This is a genomic window from Hydrogenophaga sp. PML113 (assembly GCF_001777155.1).
Lineage (GTDB): Bacteria > Pseudomonadota > Gammaproteobacteria > Burkholderiales > Burkholderiaceae_C > Hydrogenophaga > Hydrogenophaga borbori.
Genome location: NZ_MIYM01000009.1, coordinates 98,905 through 115,541, shown reverse-complemented (window position 1 = coordinate 115,541; position 16,637 = coordinate 98,905). Strand labels below are relative to the sequence as shown.

Annotated in this window: 17 protein-coding genes; 13 read left to right on the top strand and 4 right to left on the bottom strand. The window is 71.0% G+C overall.

Annotated elements, in window-relative coordinates:
- Window positions 1-33 precede the first annotated feature (33 nt).
- The 7 genes from can (at window position 34) to BHU06_RS17145 (ending at window position 7,481) form a co-directional block, all read left to right on the top strand.
- Window positions 34-693 carry a carbonate dehydratase gene (can, locus tag BHU06_RS17175; RefSeq protein WP_070400435.1) on the top strand — a complete coding sequence of 220 codons (660 nt, stop codon included), beginning with the start codon at window positions 34-36 and terminating at the stop codon, window positions 691-693.
- 60 nt (window positions 694-753) lie between these two features.
- The gene (locus BHU06_RS17170) at window positions 754-1,935 is read left to right on the top strand and encodes an acetyl-CoA C-acyltransferase (RefSeq protein ID WP_070400434.1); all 1,182 of its coding nucleotides are present in this window, start codon (window positions 754-756) and stop codon (window positions 1,933-1,935) included.
- A 103-nt stretch (window positions 1,936-2,038) separates the two neighbouring features.
- Window positions 2,039-2,707 carry an SDR family oxidoreductase gene (locus tag BHU06_RS17165; RefSeq protein WP_070400433.1) on the top strand — a complete coding sequence of 223 codons (669 nt, stop codon included), beginning with the start codon at window positions 2,039-2,041 and terminating at the stop codon, window positions 2,705-2,707.
- 14 nt (window positions 2,708-2,721) lie between these two features.
- Window positions 2,722-3,354 (top strand): pyridoxamine 5'-phosphate oxidase family protein, encoded by a 633-nt coding sequence (locus BHU06_RS17160; protein ID WP_070400432.1) that lies wholly within the window; start codon window positions 2,722-2,724, stop codon window positions 3,352-3,354.
- 1 nt (window position 3,355) lies between these two features.
- Window positions 3,356-4,486: an acyl-CoA dehydrogenase family protein gene (locus BHU06_RS17155; RefSeq protein ID WP_070400431.1), complete on the top strand. Its 1,131-nt coding sequence runs from the start codon at window positions 3,356-3,358 to the stop codon at window positions 4,484-4,486.
- A gap of 126 nt (window positions 4,487-4,612) precedes the next feature.
- Window positions 4,613-6,004, top strand: coding sequence for a Trk system potassium transporter TrkA (gene trkA / locus BHU06_RS17150; protein WP_070400430.1), 1,392 nt, complete (start codon window positions 4,613-4,615; stop codon window positions 6,002-6,004).
- 13 nt (window positions 6,005-6,017) lie between these two features.
- Complete coding sequence (locus BHU06_RS17145) at window positions 6,018-7,481, top strand: TrkH family potassium uptake protein (RefSeq protein WP_070400429.1); 1,464 nt, start codon at window positions 6,018-6,020, stop codon at window positions 7,479-7,481.
- 110 nt (window positions 7,482-7,591) lie between these two features.
- Here BHU06_RS17145 and BHU06_RS17140 read toward each other — a convergent pair whose 3' ends face one another.
- Window positions 7,592-8,296: a glutathione S-transferase N-terminal domain-containing protein gene (locus tag BHU06_RS17140; RefSeq protein ID WP_070400428.1), complete on the bottom strand. Its 705-nt coding sequence runs from the start codon at window positions 8,294-8,296 to the stop codon at window positions 7,592-7,594.
- Between the two features lie 95 nt (window positions 8,297-8,391).
- Between BHU06_RS17140 and BHU06_RS17135 the strand changes: the two genes are divergently transcribed.
- On the top strand, window positions 8,392-8,793 hold the full coding sequence (locus BHU06_RS17135; RefSeq protein WP_070400427.1) for a YchJ family protein: 402 nt from the start codon (window positions 8,392-8,394) through the stop codon (window positions 8,791-8,793).
- The gene (locus BHU06_RS17130; protein ID WP_070400426.1) at window positions 8,790-9,431 is read left to right on the top strand and encodes an HAD family phosphatase; all 642 of its coding nucleotides are present in this window, start codon (window positions 8,790-8,792) and stop codon (window positions 9,429-9,431) included. Before BHU06_RS17135 ends, BHU06_RS17130 begins: the two co-directional genes overlap by 4 nt.
- 12 nt (window positions 9,432-9,443) lie before the next feature.
- Here the strand turns inward: BHU06_RS17130 and BHU06_RS17125 are convergent, their stop codons facing one another.
- The 3 genes from BHU06_RS17125 to BHU06_RS17115 form a co-directional block, all read right to left on the bottom strand.
- On the bottom strand, window positions 9,444-10,589 hold the full coding sequence (locus BHU06_RS17125; RefSeq protein ID WP_083293289.1) for an alpha-hydroxy acid oxidase: 1,146 nt from the start codon (window positions 10,587-10,589) through the stop codon (window positions 9,444-9,446).
- Window positions 10,574-11,254 (bottom strand): Fe2+-dependent dioxygenase, encoded by a 681-nt coding sequence (locus BHU06_RS17120; RefSeq protein WP_070400425.1) that lies wholly within the window; start codon window positions 11,252-11,254, stop codon window positions 10,574-10,576. Before BHU06_RS17120 ends, BHU06_RS17125 begins: the two co-directional genes overlap by 16 nt.
- 130 nt (window positions 11,255-11,384) lie before the next feature.
- Entirely contained in the window at window positions 11,385-12,407 is a 1,023-nt protein-coding gene (locus BHU06_RS17115) for an AraC family transcriptional regulator (RefSeq protein ID WP_070400424.1), read from the bottom strand.
- 118 nt (window positions 12,408-12,525) lie between these two features.
- On the opposite strand from BHU06_RS17115, the gene BHU06_RS17110 reads away from it, so the two are divergent.
- Genes BHU06_RS17110 through BHU06_RS17095 form a run of 4 tightly spaced genes read left to right on the top strand, consistent with a single transcriptional unit; the run spans window position 12,526 to window position 16,608 of the window.
- Window positions 12,526-14,133, top strand: coding sequence for a carboxyl transferase domain-containing protein (locus BHU06_RS17110; protein WP_070400423.1), 1,608 nt, complete (start codon window positions 12,526-12,528; stop codon window positions 14,131-14,133).
- A gap of 8 nt (window positions 14,134-14,141) precedes the next feature.
- Window positions 14,142-14,657, top strand: coding sequence for a DinB family protein (locus tag BHU06_RS17105; protein WP_070400422.1), 516 nt, complete (start codon window positions 14,142-14,144; stop codon window positions 14,655-14,657).
- Window positions 14,658-14,687: 30 nt separating this feature from the next.
- Window positions 14,688-15,824, top strand: coding sequence for an acyl-CoA dehydrogenase family protein (locus tag BHU06_RS17100; protein ID WP_083293288.1), 1,137 nt, complete (start codon window positions 14,688-14,690; stop codon window positions 15,822-15,824).
- Window position 15,825: 1 nt separating this feature from the next.
- Window positions 15,826-16,608, top strand: coding sequence for an enoyl-CoA hydratase/isomerase family protein (locus BHU06_RS17095; protein ID WP_070400420.1), 783 nt, complete (start codon window positions 15,826-15,828; stop codon window positions 16,606-16,608).
- Window positions 16,609-16,637: the final 29 nt, after the last annotated feature.

The following is a 16,637-nucleotide window of genomic DNA, read 5'->3' as shown; positions in this document are numbered from 1 at the left end:
CGCCCGGCGGGCGGCAGGCAGCACAATCCTTCCATGAGCGACGACCTTCAACACCTGCTGGATCACAACCGGCGCTGGGCGGCCCAGATCGAGGCCGAACGCCCCGGCTTCTTCACCAAGCTCTCGCAGCAGCAGAGCCCACGCTACATGTGGATCGGCTGTTCCGACAGCCGCGTGCCCGCCAACCAAATCACCGGCCTGGACCCGGGCGAGGTCTTCGTGCACCGCAACGTGGCCAACGTGGTGGTGCCGACCGACCTGAACTGCCTGTCCACCGTCCAGTTCGCGGTGGACGTGCTCAAGGTCGAGCACCTCATGGTGGTGGGCCACTACGGCTGCGGCGGCGTGCAGGCCGCGTTGCGCGACACCCGCGTGGGGCTGGCGGACAACTGGTTGCGCCATATCAAGGACGTGCGCGACAAGCATGCCACGCTGCTGTCCGCGCTGCCCGAGGCGCACCGCCACGACGCGCTGTGCGAACTCAATGCCATCGAGCAGGTGGTCAACGTCGCGCAGACCACGGTGCTGCAGGACGCTTGGGAACGCGGCCAGGCCGTGGCCCTGCACGGCTGGGTCTACGGCCTCAAGGACGGCCTGGTGCAGGACCTGCGCATGACCGTGCGCGGCAACGCCGACCTGGAGGCGGTGCACCGCCAGGCCGTGGCCGGCGTGAAGGACCGCTCGCGCGGCTGAGTTCCGCCGCCCGCGCGCCGCCACCGTTCTCGACCGATCTTTCGAACCAAGGAGTACACCATGTCCGATCCCATCGTTATCCTCGGCGCCGCGCGCACGCCCATGGGCGCCTTCCAGGGCGACTTCTCGCCGCTGGCCGCGCACGACCTCGGCGGCGTCGCCATCAAGGCCGCCATCGAACGCAGCGGCGTCGACCCCAAGGGCGTCGACGAGCTGCTGTTCGGCAACTGCCTGATGGCCGGCCAGGGCCAGGCGCCCGCGCGCCAGGCCGCGCTCAAGGGCGGGCTGCCGCTGTCCACCGGCGCGGTCACGCTGTCCAAGATGTGCGGCTCCGGCATGAAGGCCACCATGCTGGCGCACGACATGCTGATGGCCGGCAGCGCCCAGCTCATGGTGTCCGGTGGCATGGAAAGCATGACCAACGCGCCCTACCTCATGCTCAAGGGCCGCGGCGGCTACCGCATGGGCCACGACCGCATCTTCGACCACATGATGCTCGACGGCCTGGAAGACGCCTACGAACCCGGCCGCAGCATGGGCACCTTCGGCGAGGACTGCGCCGCCAAGTACGCCTTCACGCGCGAGCAGCAGGACGCCTTCGCCACCGCCTCGGTGTCGCGCGCCAAGGCCGCCACCGAGAGCGGTGCCTTCGCCAAAGAGATCGCCGCCGTCACCGTGAAGGACCGCAGCGGCGAGCGCGTGGTCTCCATCGACGAAGGCCCGGGCAAGATCAAGCTCGACAAGATCCCCGCGCTCAAGCCGGCGTTCAAGACGGACGGCACCATCACCGCCGCCTCCAGCTCCTCCATCAACGACGGCGCCGCCGCGCTGGTGCTGGCCAAGGCCTCCACCGCGCAGCGCCTGGGCGCCAAGCCCATCGCCCGCATCGTCGGCCACGCCACGCACGCGCAGGAGCCCAACTGGTTCACCACCGCGCCCGTCCACGCCACGCAGAAGCTGCTGGCCGCCACCGGCTGGAAGGTGGGGGATGTCGACCTGTGGGAAGTGAACGAAGCCTTCGCCGTGGTGCCCATGGCCCTGATGGCCGAGCTCAAGGTCTCGCACGACAAGCTCAACGTCAACGGCGGCGCCTGCGCCCTGGGCCACCCCATCGGCGCCAGCGGCGCGCGCATCCTGGTCACCCTGATCCACGCGCTGCAGGCGCGTGGCGGCAAGCGCGGCGTGGCCACGCTGTGCATCGGCGGCGGCGAAGCCACGGCGATGGCCATCGAGCTGCTGTGAACCACCCCCGCCGCGCTTCGCGCGACCCCCTTGGGGGGGCGGCACCGACGGCCCGGCAACGCCGGTTCCGTGGTGCCCCTGGGTCGCCTCCCCTCTGACCCGCATGGCCACCGTTCTGGTCATCGGCGCCTCGCGTGGCATCGGCCTCGAATTCGTGGGCCAGTACCGCGAGGCCGGTGAGCGCGTGATCGCCACCGCGCGCGACGACGCCGGCCTGGCGCGCCTGCGCGAACTCGGTGCCGAGGCCCTGCGCGTGGACGTGGCCGAGCCCAACAGCGTGAGCGGCCTGGCCTGGCAGCTCGAGGGCGAGAAGATCGACGTGGCCCTGTACGTGGCGGGCGTGTTCCCGCAGGGCAGCGCACGGACGCCGCCCACGCGCGAGGCCTTCGACCACGCCATGCACGCCAACCTGCTGGGCGCCATGCAGGTGATCCCGCAGGTGGCCCCGTTGGTGGAGGCCGCGCACGGGCGCTTCGCCTTCCTGTCCAGCGCCATGGCGCAGATCGCGGGCGTGTCCGACAGCCGCGGCTGGGTCTACCGCGCGAGCAAGGCCGCGCTGAACATGGCGGTGGCCTCGGCCCAGCACGACTACCCCGAGGCCATCCTCGTCGCCATCTCGCCCGGCTGGGTGCAGACCGACATGGGCGGAGCCTCGGCCCCGCTCTCGCCCGAGCGCAGCGTGGCGGACATGCGCCGCACCCTCGCGCGCCTCACGCCCCGCGAGGGCGGTCGCTTCATCGACCACGACGGCCGGCCGTTCGACGGCTGGTGAGCCAGGGGCTTTCCATGATCCAGACCCTCGAACAGTTGCGCGGCCTCTACGCCGCCCCGGGCGAGCGCGCGCGCCGCAAGCAGCTGTCGCGCATCGACGCGCACGCCCGCCGCTTCATCGCGCTGTCGCCCTTCTGCGTGCTCGCCAGCGGCGGCGCCAACGGCCGCCTGCTCGACGCCTCGCCGCGTGGCGGCGAGGCCGGCTTCGTGAAGGTGCTCGACGAGCACACCCTGCTGCTGCCCGACTCGGGCGGCAACAACCGGCTCGACACGCTGGAGAACCTGATCGCCGACCCGCGCCTGTCGCTGATCTTCCTGGTGCCCGGCGTGGAAGAGACGCTGCGCATCAACGGCCGCGCGCGCCTGCGCGACGAGCCCGAGTTCGTGGACCGCTTCGCCCGGGAGCGCCAGCGGCCCAAGCTGGTGATCGAAGTCGCGGCGCGCGAGGTCTACCTGCATTGCGCCAAGGCCTTCATGCGCTCGCGCTTGTGGGAGCCGGCGGGCTGGCCCGCGCGCGACGCGTTGCCGACCATGAACCAGATGATCAGCGACCAGATGGGGCTCGCCGCGCCCACCGAAACCCAGGAGGCCATGCGCGCGCGCTACCTCGCGCAGCTGGTCCAGGAACAGAGTCCCGATAAGGAATGACATGCTGCTGACCCCCGACCAGGAAGCCGTCCGCGAGGCGGTGCGCGCCTTCGCCCAGGCCGAGCTCTGGCCCCACGCCGCGAAGTGGGACCAGGAGCACCACTTCCCGGCCGACGTGCACCGCGGCCTCGCCGAACTCGGCGCCTACGGCATCTGCGTGCCCGAATCGTTGGGCGGTGCCGGCCTGGACTACGTGAGCCTGGCCGTGGTGCTGGAGGAAATCGCCGCCGGCGACGGCGGCACCAGCACCGCCATCAGCGTCACCAACTGTCCCGTCAACGCCATCCTCATGCGTTACGGCAGCGCCCGGCAGCAGGAGCGCTGGCTGCGTCCGCTGGCCGCCGGCCAGATGCTGGGCGTGTTCTGCCTCACCGAGCCGCACGTGGGCTCGGACGCCTCGGCCTTGCGCACCACCGCGGTGAAGCAGGGCGGCGACTACGTGCTCAACGGTGTCAAGCAGTTCATCACCAGCGGCAAGAACGGCCAGCTCGCCATCGTGATCGCCGTGACCGACAAGGCCGCGGGCAAGCGTGGCATGAGCGCCTTCGTGGTGCCCACCGACACACCGGGCTATGTGGTGGCGCGGCTGGAAGACAAGGTGGGCCAGCACAGCAGCGACACGGCGCAGATCAACTTCGAGAACTGCCGCATCCCGGCCGACAACCTCATCGGCGCGGAGGGCGAGGGCTACAAGATCGCGCTGTCGGCGCTGGAGGGCGGGCGCATCGGCATCGCGGCGCAGAGCGTCGGCATGGCGCGCAGCGCCTTCGACTGCGCGCTGGCCTACGCCAAGCAGCGCGAGAGCTTCGGCCAGCCCATCTTCAACCACCAGGCGGTGGGTTTCCGCCTGGCCGAGATGGCGACGCAGATCGAGGTGGCGCGCGCCATGGTGCTCCACGCGGCCGCGCTGCGCGACGCCGGGCGCCCCTGCCTGAAGGAGGCGGCCATGGCCAAGCTGTTCGCCAGCGAGATGGCCGAACGCGTGTGCAGCGACGCCATCCAGGTGCACGGCGGCTACGGCTACGTGAGCGACTTCCCGGTCGAGCGCATCTGGCGCGACGTGCGCGTGTGCCAGATCTACGAAGGCACCTCGGACGTGCAGAAGATCCTCATCCAACGCGCCCTGGCCTGATGACCAGAGAACCCCTCCGGCGCGAAATGCCTTGACCGAGGGTGCCGCGGAACCGGCTTTGCCGGGCCGCAGGCACCGCCCCCTGGGGGGTGACGCCGCAGGCGGCGCGGGGGGTACCATACTTTTATGAACATCATCATCCTCGGGGCCGGCCGCGTGGGCGAGAGCGTGGCCGAGAGCCTGGTCTCCGAGCAGAACGACATCACCGTCATCGACATGGACCCGGCGCGCCTGCGCCTGCTCGAAGACAAGCTCGATCTGCGCGGCGTGGTGGGCAACGGCATCCAGCCCTCGGTGCTGCGCGACGCCGGCGCCAAGGACGCGGACATGGTCATCGCCTGCGCGGCGGCCGACGAGACCAATCTCGTGACCTGCAAGGTGGCGCACGACGTGTTCAACGTGCCCACCACCATCGCGCGCCTGCGCTCGCCCGAGTTCATCGAGGGCGACGAACTGCTCTCGCAGACCGGCTTCTCCGTCAGCCACGTGCTCTGTCCCGAAGAGTCCGTCACGCGCTACATCCGCCAGCTCATCAGCTACCCCGAGGCCCTGCAGGTGCTGGAGTTCGCCGATGGCCGCGCCAGCCTCATCGCGGTGCGCGCCAACCACGGCGGCGCGCTCGTGGGGCACACCATCGGTGAGTTCCGCGAGCGTTACACCCGCTGCGAAATGCGCGTGGTCGCGCTCTACCGGCTCGACACCGAGATGGAGGCCACGCCCTCCACCCGCATCCTCGCGGGCGACGAGATCTTCGTGCTCGCCGACACCGACAAGATCCGCGACGTGCTCTCGGCCATCCACAACACCGACAAGCCCGTGCAGCGCGTGATGATCGTCGGCGGTGGCCGCGTCGGCCTGCGCCTGGCGCGCAGCCTGGTGGGCCAGTGCGAGGTGAAGCTGCTGGAGCGCGACAAGAAGCGCTGCGAGTACCTGGCGAGCCAGCTGCCCTCGAGCATGCTGATCCTGCAGGGCGATGGCGCCGACGAAGACCTGCTGGAGGAGGAAAACGTGGGCGAGATGGACATGTTCCTCGCGCTCACCAGCGACGACGAGGACAACATCATGTCGGCCATGCTGGCCAAGCGCCTGGGCGCGGGCCGCGTCATGGCCCTCATCAACCGCCGCGCCTACGCCGACATGATGCAGGGCGGCACCATCGACATCGCCATCTCGCCCTCGCAGGCCGTCATCGGCGAGCTGCTCACCCACATCCGCCGCGGCGACGTGGCGGCCGTGCACAGCCTGCGCCGCGGCGCGGCCGAGGCCTTCGAGGGCATCGCGCGCGGCGACGCCAAAACCAGCAAGCTCGTGGGCCGCCGCATCGAAGAGCTCAAGCTGCCCAAGGGCACGCGCATCGGTGGCATCGTGCGCGGCGAAGGGCGCAACTCCGAGGTGCTGATGCCGCACCACGACCGGCTCATCGAGGCCGGCGACCACATCATCCTGTTCATCCCGAACAAGCGCCTGGTGCGCGAGGTCGAGAAGCTGTTCCAGGTCAGCGCCACCTTCTTCGGCTGACGGCCGAGCGACCATGCAATCCCTCTGGCTGCCCGTCCTCAACGTCTTTTCGCGCGTGCTGCTGGCGTTCTCGCCGACCTTCCTGGTGCCCATGGCCTGGGCCTGGTTCCTCGACAAGAACCACCACGTGCTGGTCTGGGCCTTCGGCTTCGCGGCCACCGTGTGCAGCGGCTGGGCCCTGTGGATGCTCACGCGGCGGCACCGCCGCGAGCTCATGCCGCGCGACGGCTTTCTGCTGGTGAACCTGGTGTGGGTGGTGCTGCCGGCCTACGCCGCCGCGCCGCTGTACTACAGCGTGCCAGACCTGAGCCTGAGCAAGGCCTACTTCGAGGCCATGAGCGGGCTCACCGCCACCGGCGCCACGGCGATCTCGGGGCTGGACCTGCTGCCGGTGTCCATCAACGTCTGGCGCTGCTTCCTGCAGCTCGTCGGCGGCCTGGGCATCATGCTGCTGGTGGTGGCCGTGCTGCCGCTGCTGGGGCTGGGTGGCATGCAGATCTACCGCGCCGAGACGCCCGGCCCCATGAAGGACACCAAGTTCACCCCGCGCATCGCCGAGACCGCGCGCGGCCTTTGGGGCGTGTACGCGCTGTTCTCCGTGGCTTGCATGCTGGCCTACCGCTGGGCCGGCATGGGCTGGGCCGACGCCTTCATGCACATGTGCACCACCATGGGCCTGGGCGGCCTGTCGCCCTACGACGCCAGCTTCGGCCACTACAACTCGGCGCGCATCGAGTGGGTGGCCACCGCCTTCATGACCATGGCGGGCATCAGCTTCCTGCGCTACTTCGTGGTCATCAAGCACCGCTCGCTGCGGCCCATCACCAACGACCGCGAGATCCGCACCTACCTGGTGGTGCTGGCCGCGGCCATCGCCGTGGTGACGCTGCTGCTGCTGGTGAACGGGGTGTACACGGACGTCGGAACCGCCCTGCGCAGCGCGGCCTTCCACGTGGTCTCGGTGGCCACCACCACGGGTTATGCGTCGGTCGACTACGCGCAGTGGCCGGTGTTCGCCCCGGTGCTGCTCATGTTCCTGGGCTGCTTCGCCTCCTGCGCGGGCTCCACGGGCGGCGGCATCAAGATGGTCCGCATGGTGCTGCTGATCAAGCAGGCGCGGCGCGAACTGGTCCGCATCATCCACCCGCGCGTGGTCAACCCGGTCACGCTGGCCGGCGGCGTGGTGCCGCCGCAGGTGATGAACGCGGTGTTCGGCTTCATGCTGATCTACGGCGCGGCCACTGTGGGCCTGACCATGCTGCTGCTGCTCACCGGGCTGGACATCGTCACCGCGTTCTCCGCCGTGGTCGCCACGGTCAACAACATCGGCCCGGGCCTGGGGCTGGTGGGGCCGGCGAGCAACTATGGCGTGCTCAATGACGGCCAGATCTGGGTGCTGAGCTTCGCGATGATGCTGGGCCGGCTGGAGCTGTTGACGGTGCTGGTGCTCTTCACCGGCCACTTCTGGCGGAAGTAGGAAGCCCCCCTGCGCCGCTGCGCGGCTTCCCCCGGAAGGGGGGACGGCGCCTGCGGCCTGGCAGAGCCAGTTCCGCGGCGCCCCTGGACGACGACCCTTCGTGCCTGGGCTCAGTCGCGCGCCGGGATGTTGAGCCCGCGCTGCACGGCGGGGCGCGCGACAAAGGCCTCGAGCACGCGCTGCACCTCGGGGAAGTCCTGGAAGCCGACGATCTCGCCCGCGCCATAGAAGCCCACGAGGTTGCGCACCCAGGGAAAGGTGGCGATGTCGGCGATGGTGTACTGCTCGCCCATGATCCAGCGCTTGCCCTTGAGGTGCTGGTTCAGCACCGCCAGCAGGCGCTTGCTCTCGTTCACGTAGCGGTCGCGCGGGCGCTTGTCCTCGAAGTCCTTGCCGGCGAATTTGTGGAAGAAGCCGAGCTGGCCGAACATGGGGCCGATGCCGCCCATCTGGAACATCAGCCACTGCAGGGTCTCGTAACGCGCGCCGGCGTCGCGGGGCAGGAGCTGGCCGCTCTTGCTGGCCAGGTAGACCAGGATGGCGCCCGATTCCCACAGCGCCAGCGGCGTCCCCTCGGGACCGTTCGGGTCGATGATGGCCGGGATCTTGTTGTTCGGGTTGAGCGAGAGGAACTCGGGCGAGAGCTGGTCGTTGGTGTCGAAGCGCACCAGGTGCGGCTCGTACGGCAGGCCGGTTTCTTCCAGGGCGATGGACACCTTCACGCCATTGGGCGTGGGCAGCGAGTACAGCTGCAGGCGGTCGGGGTGCCGGGCGGGCCACTTCTTCGTGATCGGGAAGCTGTCGAGAGCGGTCATGGGTTCTCCTTGGGGTGCGCGCATTGTGCGGTCCGCCCCGCGTGGCCCCAGGGATTGCAGGGGCATCGATAATCCGCCCTCTTCCGCGATTCCCGATGCCCACCCCCACCAGCGCGCCCTGTCCCTGCGGTCGCGGCCCCGCCTTCGACGCCTGCTGCGGCCGCTACCTCGGCACCGCCACCCCCGCCCCCGACGCCGAATCGCTCATGCGCTCGCGCTACAGCGCCTTCGTGCGCGGCGACGTGGCGCACCTGCTGGCCACCTGGCATGCCAGCACGCGGCCGGCCACGCTGGACCTGGAGCCGGGCGTGAAGTGGCTGGGGCTGCAGGTGCGCGCGCACCGCGCCATCGACGCCGACCACGCCGAGGTCGAGTTCGTCGCGCGCTCGCGCGTGGCGGGCCGGGGCCAGCGCCTGCACGAGCGCAGCCGCTTCATGCGCGAGGGGGGGCTCTGGTACTACGTGGACGGCGATTTTCCGAGCGAGGACAAGCGGTGAGTTTCGAGGCGGTTTTGTTTGATTGCGACGGCGTGCTGGTCGACAGCGAGCCCATCACCAACGGTGTGTTGCGCGAGTCGCTCGTCGAGGCGGGCTGGGCGATTTCGCCCGAGGACTGCGAGCGCCTGTTCATCGGCCGCGCGGTGCGCGACCAGCGCGCGCTGATCGAGCAACACACCGGCCGCCCCTGGTCCGAAGAATGGCTGCAGGCCTTCTACGCGCGGCGCAATGAGCGCCTGCGCGCCGAGCTCAAGGCCATCGAGGGCGTGCACGAGGCCGTGGCACAGCTGCACGGCTCGGTGGGCGGGCGCATCGCCTGCGCCTCGGGCGCCGACCGCGCCAAGGTGGTGATGCAGCTCGAGCAGGTGGACCTGGCGCGCTGGTTCGGCGACGCCATCTTCAGCGGCCACGACCTGCCGCGCTCCAAGCCGGCGCCCGACGTCTACCTGGCCGCCGCCGCGCACCTGGGGGTGGACCCGAGGCGCTGTCTGGTCATCGAGGACACCGCGCCCGGCGCCCAGGCCGGCCTGGCCGCGGGCGCCACGGTCTGGGGCTTCTGCACCCAGGGCCATGGCCGCGCCTTCGAGGGCCTGCCGGTGGCGCGGGTGTTCCACCACATGCGCGAGCTGCGGCTCTGAGCGGGGCGCGGCTCAGCCGCCGCGCCAGATCCGGCTCTCGTCGATATCCGCCAGCGTGCGGCAGCCTGTCAGGGCCATCGCCATCTCCAGTTCCGCGCGCAGCAGGTGCAGCACATGCGCCGCGCCGGGCGCGCCAGCGGCGGCCAGGCCATGCAGCACGGGCCGGCCCACCAGCACGGCCGAGGCGCCCAGGGCCAGCGCCTTGAACACGTCGGTGCCGCGGCGCACGCCACCGTCCAGCAGCAGCGGCAGGCGGCCGTTCACGGCGCGCGCGATGGCGGGCAGGGCCTCGATGGTGGCGGGCACGGTGTCGAGCACGCGCCCGCCGTGGTTGGAGACGATCACGCCATCCAGGCCCTCGTCGGCCGCGCGCACGGCGTCCGCGGGCGAGAGCACGCCCTTGAGCAGGACGGGCAGCGCGGTCTGCTCGCGCAGCCAGGCGATGTCGCGCCAGGTCAGGGCCGTGTCCACCAGCGGGCTGTCGAACAGGGGCGGGCGACCCAGGGGCGCGGTGTGGGGCGGCGGGTTGCGCACGCCCTGCAGGTTCACGGCGCTCAGGCCCGGCGGCAGCGCGAAGCCGGCGCGCTGCTCGCGGTTGCGCGCGCCGCTCACGGGCGCGTCCACCGTCACCACCAGGGCGCGGTAGCCCGCGGCTTGCACGCGGTGCACCAGTTCGCGGGTGAAGCCGCGGTCGTGCTGCACGTAGAGCTGGAACCACAGCGGCGCGGTGGCCTGGCGCGCCAGCGCGTCCAATGGCAGGCCGGCCTGCGTGCTCACCACCATGCCCGCGCCCAGGGCGCCGGCGGCGAGCACCGTGGCCCTCTCGCCGTCGGGGTGCGCGAGCTGCTGGTAGGCCACCGGGGCGACAAAGATGGGGTGCTCGAAGGCCTGGCCCAGCAGCGTGAGCCGGGTGTGGGCGCCGGCCAGCTCGGCCAGCGCGCGCGGCGCCAGGCGCAGGCGCTGGAAGGCGGCCTGGTTCTCGCGCAGGGTGATTTCATCCGCCGCGCCGCCCTGCAGCCAGGCCCAGGCCGCGGGCGTCATGCGCTCGCGCGCCAGCGGTTCGTAGTCGCTGACGGCGGCCACCTCGGGCGGGATCTGCGCCAGCGGCGGCTTCATGTCGCGTGGGCTCGCCGATGGCGACATCAGGTGTTCGCCCATTGCCGCAGCAGGTTGTGGTACACGCCGGTGAGCCGGTCCAGCGCGGGGTGCCCGGGCGTGTCGCGCACAAGCTGCTGGATGGCGGTGTCGAGTTCGAGCATCAGCGCGCGCTGGCTGTCGTCGCGCACCAGGCTCTGGACCCAGAAGAAGGCCGCCAGCCGCACGCCGCGCGTGACCGGGGTGACGTGGTGCAGGCTGGTGCCGGGGTAGAGCACCAGGTCGCCGGCCGCCAGCTTGGCGCTGTGCTGGCCGAAGCTGTCCTGCACGGTCAGTTCGCCGCCCTCGTACTCGTGTGGCTCGCTGAAGAACAGGGTGGCCGACAGGTCGCTGCGCACCCGGTGCGGCGTGCCCGGCACGCTGAAGATGGCCGCGTCCACGTGCGCGCCGTACCGGCCGCCGCCCTGGTAGCGGTTGAAGCGCGGCGGCAGCACCTTCAGCGGCAGGGCGGCCGACAGGAAGAGTGGGTGCTGGCCCAGGGCCTGCAGGATCAGGTCGCCGACCTGGCGCGCCGCCGGCTGGTCGTCGCCCAGCTGCTGGTTGTGCTTGACCTGGGCGGCCAGGTGGCCGGCGGTGGCGCGGCCGTCGGTCCAGTCCGCGGTCTCCAGCGACTGGCGGCACTGGCGCAGCTGCTCGGGCGTCAGCACCTGGGGAATGCGCAGCATCATGGGCGGGCAATTTAAATGAGAACGATTCCCGATTGTGACCGGCTTTTGTCCCGAGACACCGCGGAACCGGCGTTGCCGGGCCGAGGCCGGCGCGCGGGGGCGCGCGACGCTCGTCGGGTGGGCTGCCGCGTCAGCGCCGCCGGAAGTCGCCAGGCGACTGTCCCGTCCAGGCCCGGAAGGCGCGGATGAAGCTTTTCTCGTTGCGAAAGCCCGCCGCCTCGGCCACCTGCTTGATGGGCCGGTCGGTGCGCAGCAGCAGCTGGCTCGCGCGCTCGCGCCGCACCTCGTCCTTCAGCGCCTGCAAGTTGGCCCCTTCTTCCCTCAGCTGGCGGTGCAGGGTGCGCGCCGAGGTGTGCAGCAGGGCGGCCAGGTCGTCGGCATTGTGGGTCTCCAGCGGCTGGCGGGCCAGCAGCTGGCGCACGCGCTGCACCAGCAGGCGGTCGCGCCGGTAGGAACGCACCGTCAGCGGCAGCGCGCGCTGCAGCAACTGGCTCATGGCCGCTTCGTCGCGGCGCAGGGGCAGGCTGAGGTAGCGCGAATCGAAGTGGATGGCGGCCTGGTCTGTGCCGAAGCGGGCCGGGGCGTCGAACAGCACCGCATAGGCCTCGACGTGCGGCGGCGGCGCGTAGGGGAAATGCGCCTCCAGCAAGGGGATGCGCGAATCCACGAACCAGGCCGCCAGGCCGTGGATGTTGCGCAGCACCGAGACCACGCACAGCTCGGTGAGCGGGCCGGGGTCGCGGCGCAGGCGCAGGGCGATGGCGGCGCGCTCGCCGCTGGTCTCGACCGAGAGCGCGACCGCGTTCGCCAGCAGGCCGTGGTGGCGGCACCAGCGCTTGAGCGCCACCGCCAGCGTGGGCGAGGACAGCGAGGCCCGCGCCAGCAGCCCGTAGCTGCCCCAGGGCAGCGCCCGCTCGAAGCAGCCCAGGGCCTCGTCGTCGAGCTCGCGCATGGCCGCGTAGGACACAGCCTCCATCTGCGCGGCGGTGATGCGCGCTGGCGGATCGTTCAGGTGCTCTGGCGGAATTTGTGCCTGCGCCAGGGCCGCCGCCGGGTCCATGCCGCGCGCCCGGTAGGCCAGCACCATGGCCCGGACCAGCGCCATGGGCGTGAGGGCGGGGCCGGGCAGCAGGTCGGGGGTGTCCGCGGGCATGGCGCGAGTGTGCCACCGCGCCTGGTCTTGTGGCGCGATTTGCAACCGCCATGGCGGCCGGCGGCGGCGGCCGGGGGTGTACCCTCGCCCTTCGTTCGCCCACCACACGAGACAGGCCATGCCCATCCTGGAGACCAAGCTCAACCCCCGATCGGCCGAATTCCAGGCCAACGCCGAGGCCATGCGCGCCCAGGTGGAGGACCTCAAGGTCCAGCTCGCCCAGGCCGCCCAGGGCGGCGGCGAGGCCGCGCGCGCCAAGCACGTCAAGCGCGGCAAGCTGCTGCCGCGCGAGCGCGTGCAGATGCTGCTGGACCCCGGCACGCCCTTCCTGGAGCTGGCGCCCCTGGCCGCGCACGGCATGTACCACGGCCACGCGCCCTGCGCCGGCCTGATCGCCGGCATCGGCCGGGTGAGCGGCGTCGACTGCCTGATCGTCTGCAACGACGCCACCGTCAAGGGCGGCACCTATTACCCCATGACGGTGAAGAAGCACCTGCGGGCGCAGGAGGTGGCGATGCAGAACCAGCTGCCCTGCATTTACCTGGTGGACTCGGGCGGCGCCAACCTGCCCAACCAGGACGACGTCTTCCCCGACCGCGAGCACTTCGGCCGCATCTTCTACAACCAGGCCAACATGAGCGCGCAAGGCATTGCGCAGATCGCGGTGGTGATGGGCTCGTGCACCGCCGGCGGCGCCTACGTGCCCGCCATGAGCGACGAGACCATCATCGTGAAGAACCAGGGCACCATCTTCCTGGGCGGCCCGCCGCTGGTGAAGGCCGCCATCGGCGAGGTGGTGAGCGCCGAGGACCTGGGCGGCGGCGACGTGCACACGCGCCTCTCGGGCGTGGCCGACCACTTGGCGCAGAACGACGCCCACGCCATCGCGCTGGCGCGCCAGGCCGTGGCCACGCTGAACCGCCGCAAGGAGGCGAGGCAGGCGCTGATCGAGCCGCGCGCGCCCAGGTATCCGTCCGAGGAGCTGTACGGCGTCATTCCCACCGACACCCGCAAGCCCTACGACGTGCGCGAGGTCATCGCGCGCCTGGTCGACGGCTCCGAGTTCCACGAGTTCAAGGCGCGCTTCGGCAGCACCCTGGTCTGCGGCTTCGCGCACATCGAAGGCATGCCCATCGGCATCGTGGCCAACAACGGCGTGCTGTTCTCCGAAAGCGCGCAGAAGGGCGCGCACTTCATCGAGCTGTGCGGCCAGCGCAAGGTGCCGCTGCTGTTCCTGCAGAACATCACCGGCTTCATGGTGGGACGCAAGTACGAGAACGAGGGCATCGCGCGCCACGGCGCCAAGATGGTCACGGCCGTGGCCACGGTGCAGGTGCCCAAGTTCACCATCATCATCGGCGGCAGCTACGGCGCGGGCAACTACGGCATGTGCGGCCGCGCCTACAGCCCGCGCTTCCTCTGGATGTGGCCCAACGCGCGCATCAGCGTCATGGGCGGCGAGCAGGCCGCGAGCGTGCTGGCCACCGTCAAGCGCGACGGCATCGAGGCCAAGGGCGGGTCCTGGAGCGCCGAGGAAGAGGCGAAGTTCAAACAGCCCCTGCTCGATCAGTTCGCGCACCAGTCGCACCCCTATTTCTCCAGCGCCCGCCTGTGGGACGACGGCGTGATCGACCCCGCCGACACGCGCCGCGTGCTGGCGCTGGCGATGTCGGCCACGCTGAACGCGCCCATCGGTGAGCCGAAGTTCGGCGTGTTCCGCATGTGAGCGCAGCCATGGACGCCCGCGCCCATTTCCTCACGCTCGCGCGCTACCACGCCTGGGCCACGCGGCGCCTGCTGGAGGCGGTGGCCGCGCTCGACGAAGACGCCTACCGGCGCGACGTCGGCCTGTTCTTCAAGAGCGTGCACGGCACGCTGAACCACCTGCTGGTGGGCGAAAGCCTGCTGTGGTTTCCCCGCTTCGCGCGGGGCGAATCGCCGGCGCTGGCGCTGGACATGGAGGCCGAGCCCGATCGCGCGCGGCTCGCGCAGGCGGTGCTTGATGGCGCGCTGGCCTGGGACGGGGCCATCACCCACTGGCCCGCCGAGCGCTTCGACGGTCGCCTGCGCTACACGCGCTCGAATGGCGAGGCCATGGACCTGCCCTTCGCGCCCACGCTGGCCCATGTGTTCAACCACGCCACGCACCACCGCGGCCAGATCACCGCGGCACTGACCCTGCTGGGGCAACCGGGGCCCGAACTGGACCTCGTGCGCTTCCTGCAGCTGCAGCCCGCCCGGACCGGCTGAAGCCGGCCACCCTTGACGGAGACACCAGCCTTGGAACCCACGATCTACGACACCCCCGAGCACCAGACCCTGCGTGAGCAGGTGGCGCGCTTCATCGCGCGCGAGGTCGAGCCGCACGGCATGGCCTGGGAGCAGCAGGGCTTCGTGCCGCGCGAGGTGCTGCGCCGCATGGGCCAGGCCGGCCTGCTGGGCATAGCCTTCGAAGGCGAATACGGCGGCGGCGACGCCGATGCGCTGACCAATCTGGTGTTCGCCGAGGCGCTGTCGCAGAGCACCTTCGCCGGCTTCGTGATCACCGTGCTGGTGCACACCGACATGGCCGGCCCGCACCTGCACCACGCCGGCAGCGCCGCGCAGAAGGCCCGGCACCTGCCTAAGGTCTGCGCGGGCGAATCGATCTGCGCCGTGGCGATCACCGAACCCGGCGCCGGCTCCGACGTCGCCGGCATCCGCACGCGCGCCGTGCGCGAGGGCGATGAATGGGTGCTCAACGGCACCAAGATGTTCATCACCAACGGCGTGCACGCCGACCTCTACTTCGTCGCGGCCAAGACCGGGCCGGGCAAGCGCGAGGTCTCGATGTTCATCGTCGAGAAGGGAACGCCCGGCTTCAGCGTGGGCCGCGCGCTGCACAAGACGGGCTGGCTCAGCTCGGACACCGCCGAGCTGGTGTTTGACAACGTGCGCCTCCCCGCCGCCAACCTGCTGGGCGAGGAGGGCAAGGGCTTCTACGCGGTGATGAAAAACTTCCAGACCGAGCGCATCGCCCTGGGCGCCATGGCCGTGGGCCATTGCCAGCGCGCGCTGCAGCTCACGCTGGACCACGTGCGCCAGCGCCAGGCCTTCGGCGGGCCGCTGTGGGACCAGCAGGTGATCCGCCAGCGCCTGTCGATGCTCGACGCCAAGGTGCGCGCGGCGCGCCAGTTCATGTACCACTGCGCCTGGGCGGTCACGCAGGGCAAGGACATCGTGCAGCAGGTGTCGATGCTGAAAGCGCTTACCGGAGAACTGGTGAACGAGGTGGTGCAGACCTGCCAGCAGTTCCACGGCGGCATGGGCTTCATCCGCGAGACCGCCATCGAGCGCCTGTGGCGCGACGCGCGCGTGCTGGCCATCGGCGGCGGCGCCACCGAAGTGATGCTGGAAGAGGTTGCGAAGAGGTACTGACATGAGCGATGTGATCGAGGTTTCCCGCCCCAGCGCGCACGTGGCGCGCGTCTGGCTCAACCGCCCCGATGTGCGCAACGCCTTCAACGACGAGGTGATCGCCGCGCTCACGCACGCCTTCGGCGCGCTGTCGCAGGACGCGGACCTGCGCGTGGTGGTGCTGGGCGCGCACGGCAAGGCCTTCTGCGCCGGCGCCGACCTGAACTGGATGAAGGCCATGGCCGGCTACTCGTGGGAAGAGAACCGCGCCGACGCCCAGCGCCTGGCCGACATGCTCTGGACCCTGGACCAGTGCCCGGTGCCCGTGGTGGGGCGCGTGCAGGGCGACTGCTACGCCGGCGGCGTGGGCCTGGCGGCCATCTGCGACGTGCTGGTGGCCGTGGAGGGCGCGACCTTCTGCCTGTCCGAGGCGCGCCTGGGCCTGCTGCCGGCCACCATCAGCCCCTACGTGGTCCGCGCCATGGGCGCGCAGGCCGCGCGCCGCTACATGGTCACGGCCGAGCGCTTCAGCGCCGTGCAGGCCCACGCCCTGGGCATGGTGCACGAGCTGGCCACGCCCGAGACGCTGGACGCCACGGTCGACGGCATCGTGGCCACCCTGGCCAACAACGGCCCGGCCGCCGCGCGCGCCTGCAAGGCCCTGGTGCGCGACGTCGCCGGCCAGCCGCTCACGGCCGAGCTGCGCGCCGACACCGCGCGCCGCATCGCCGACATCCGCGCCAGCGAGGAGGGCCGCGAAGGCCTGGCCTCCTTCCTGAACAAGCGCGCGCCGAACTGGCAGTGAGATGAAGCTGCCCCCGCGCCGCTTTGCGG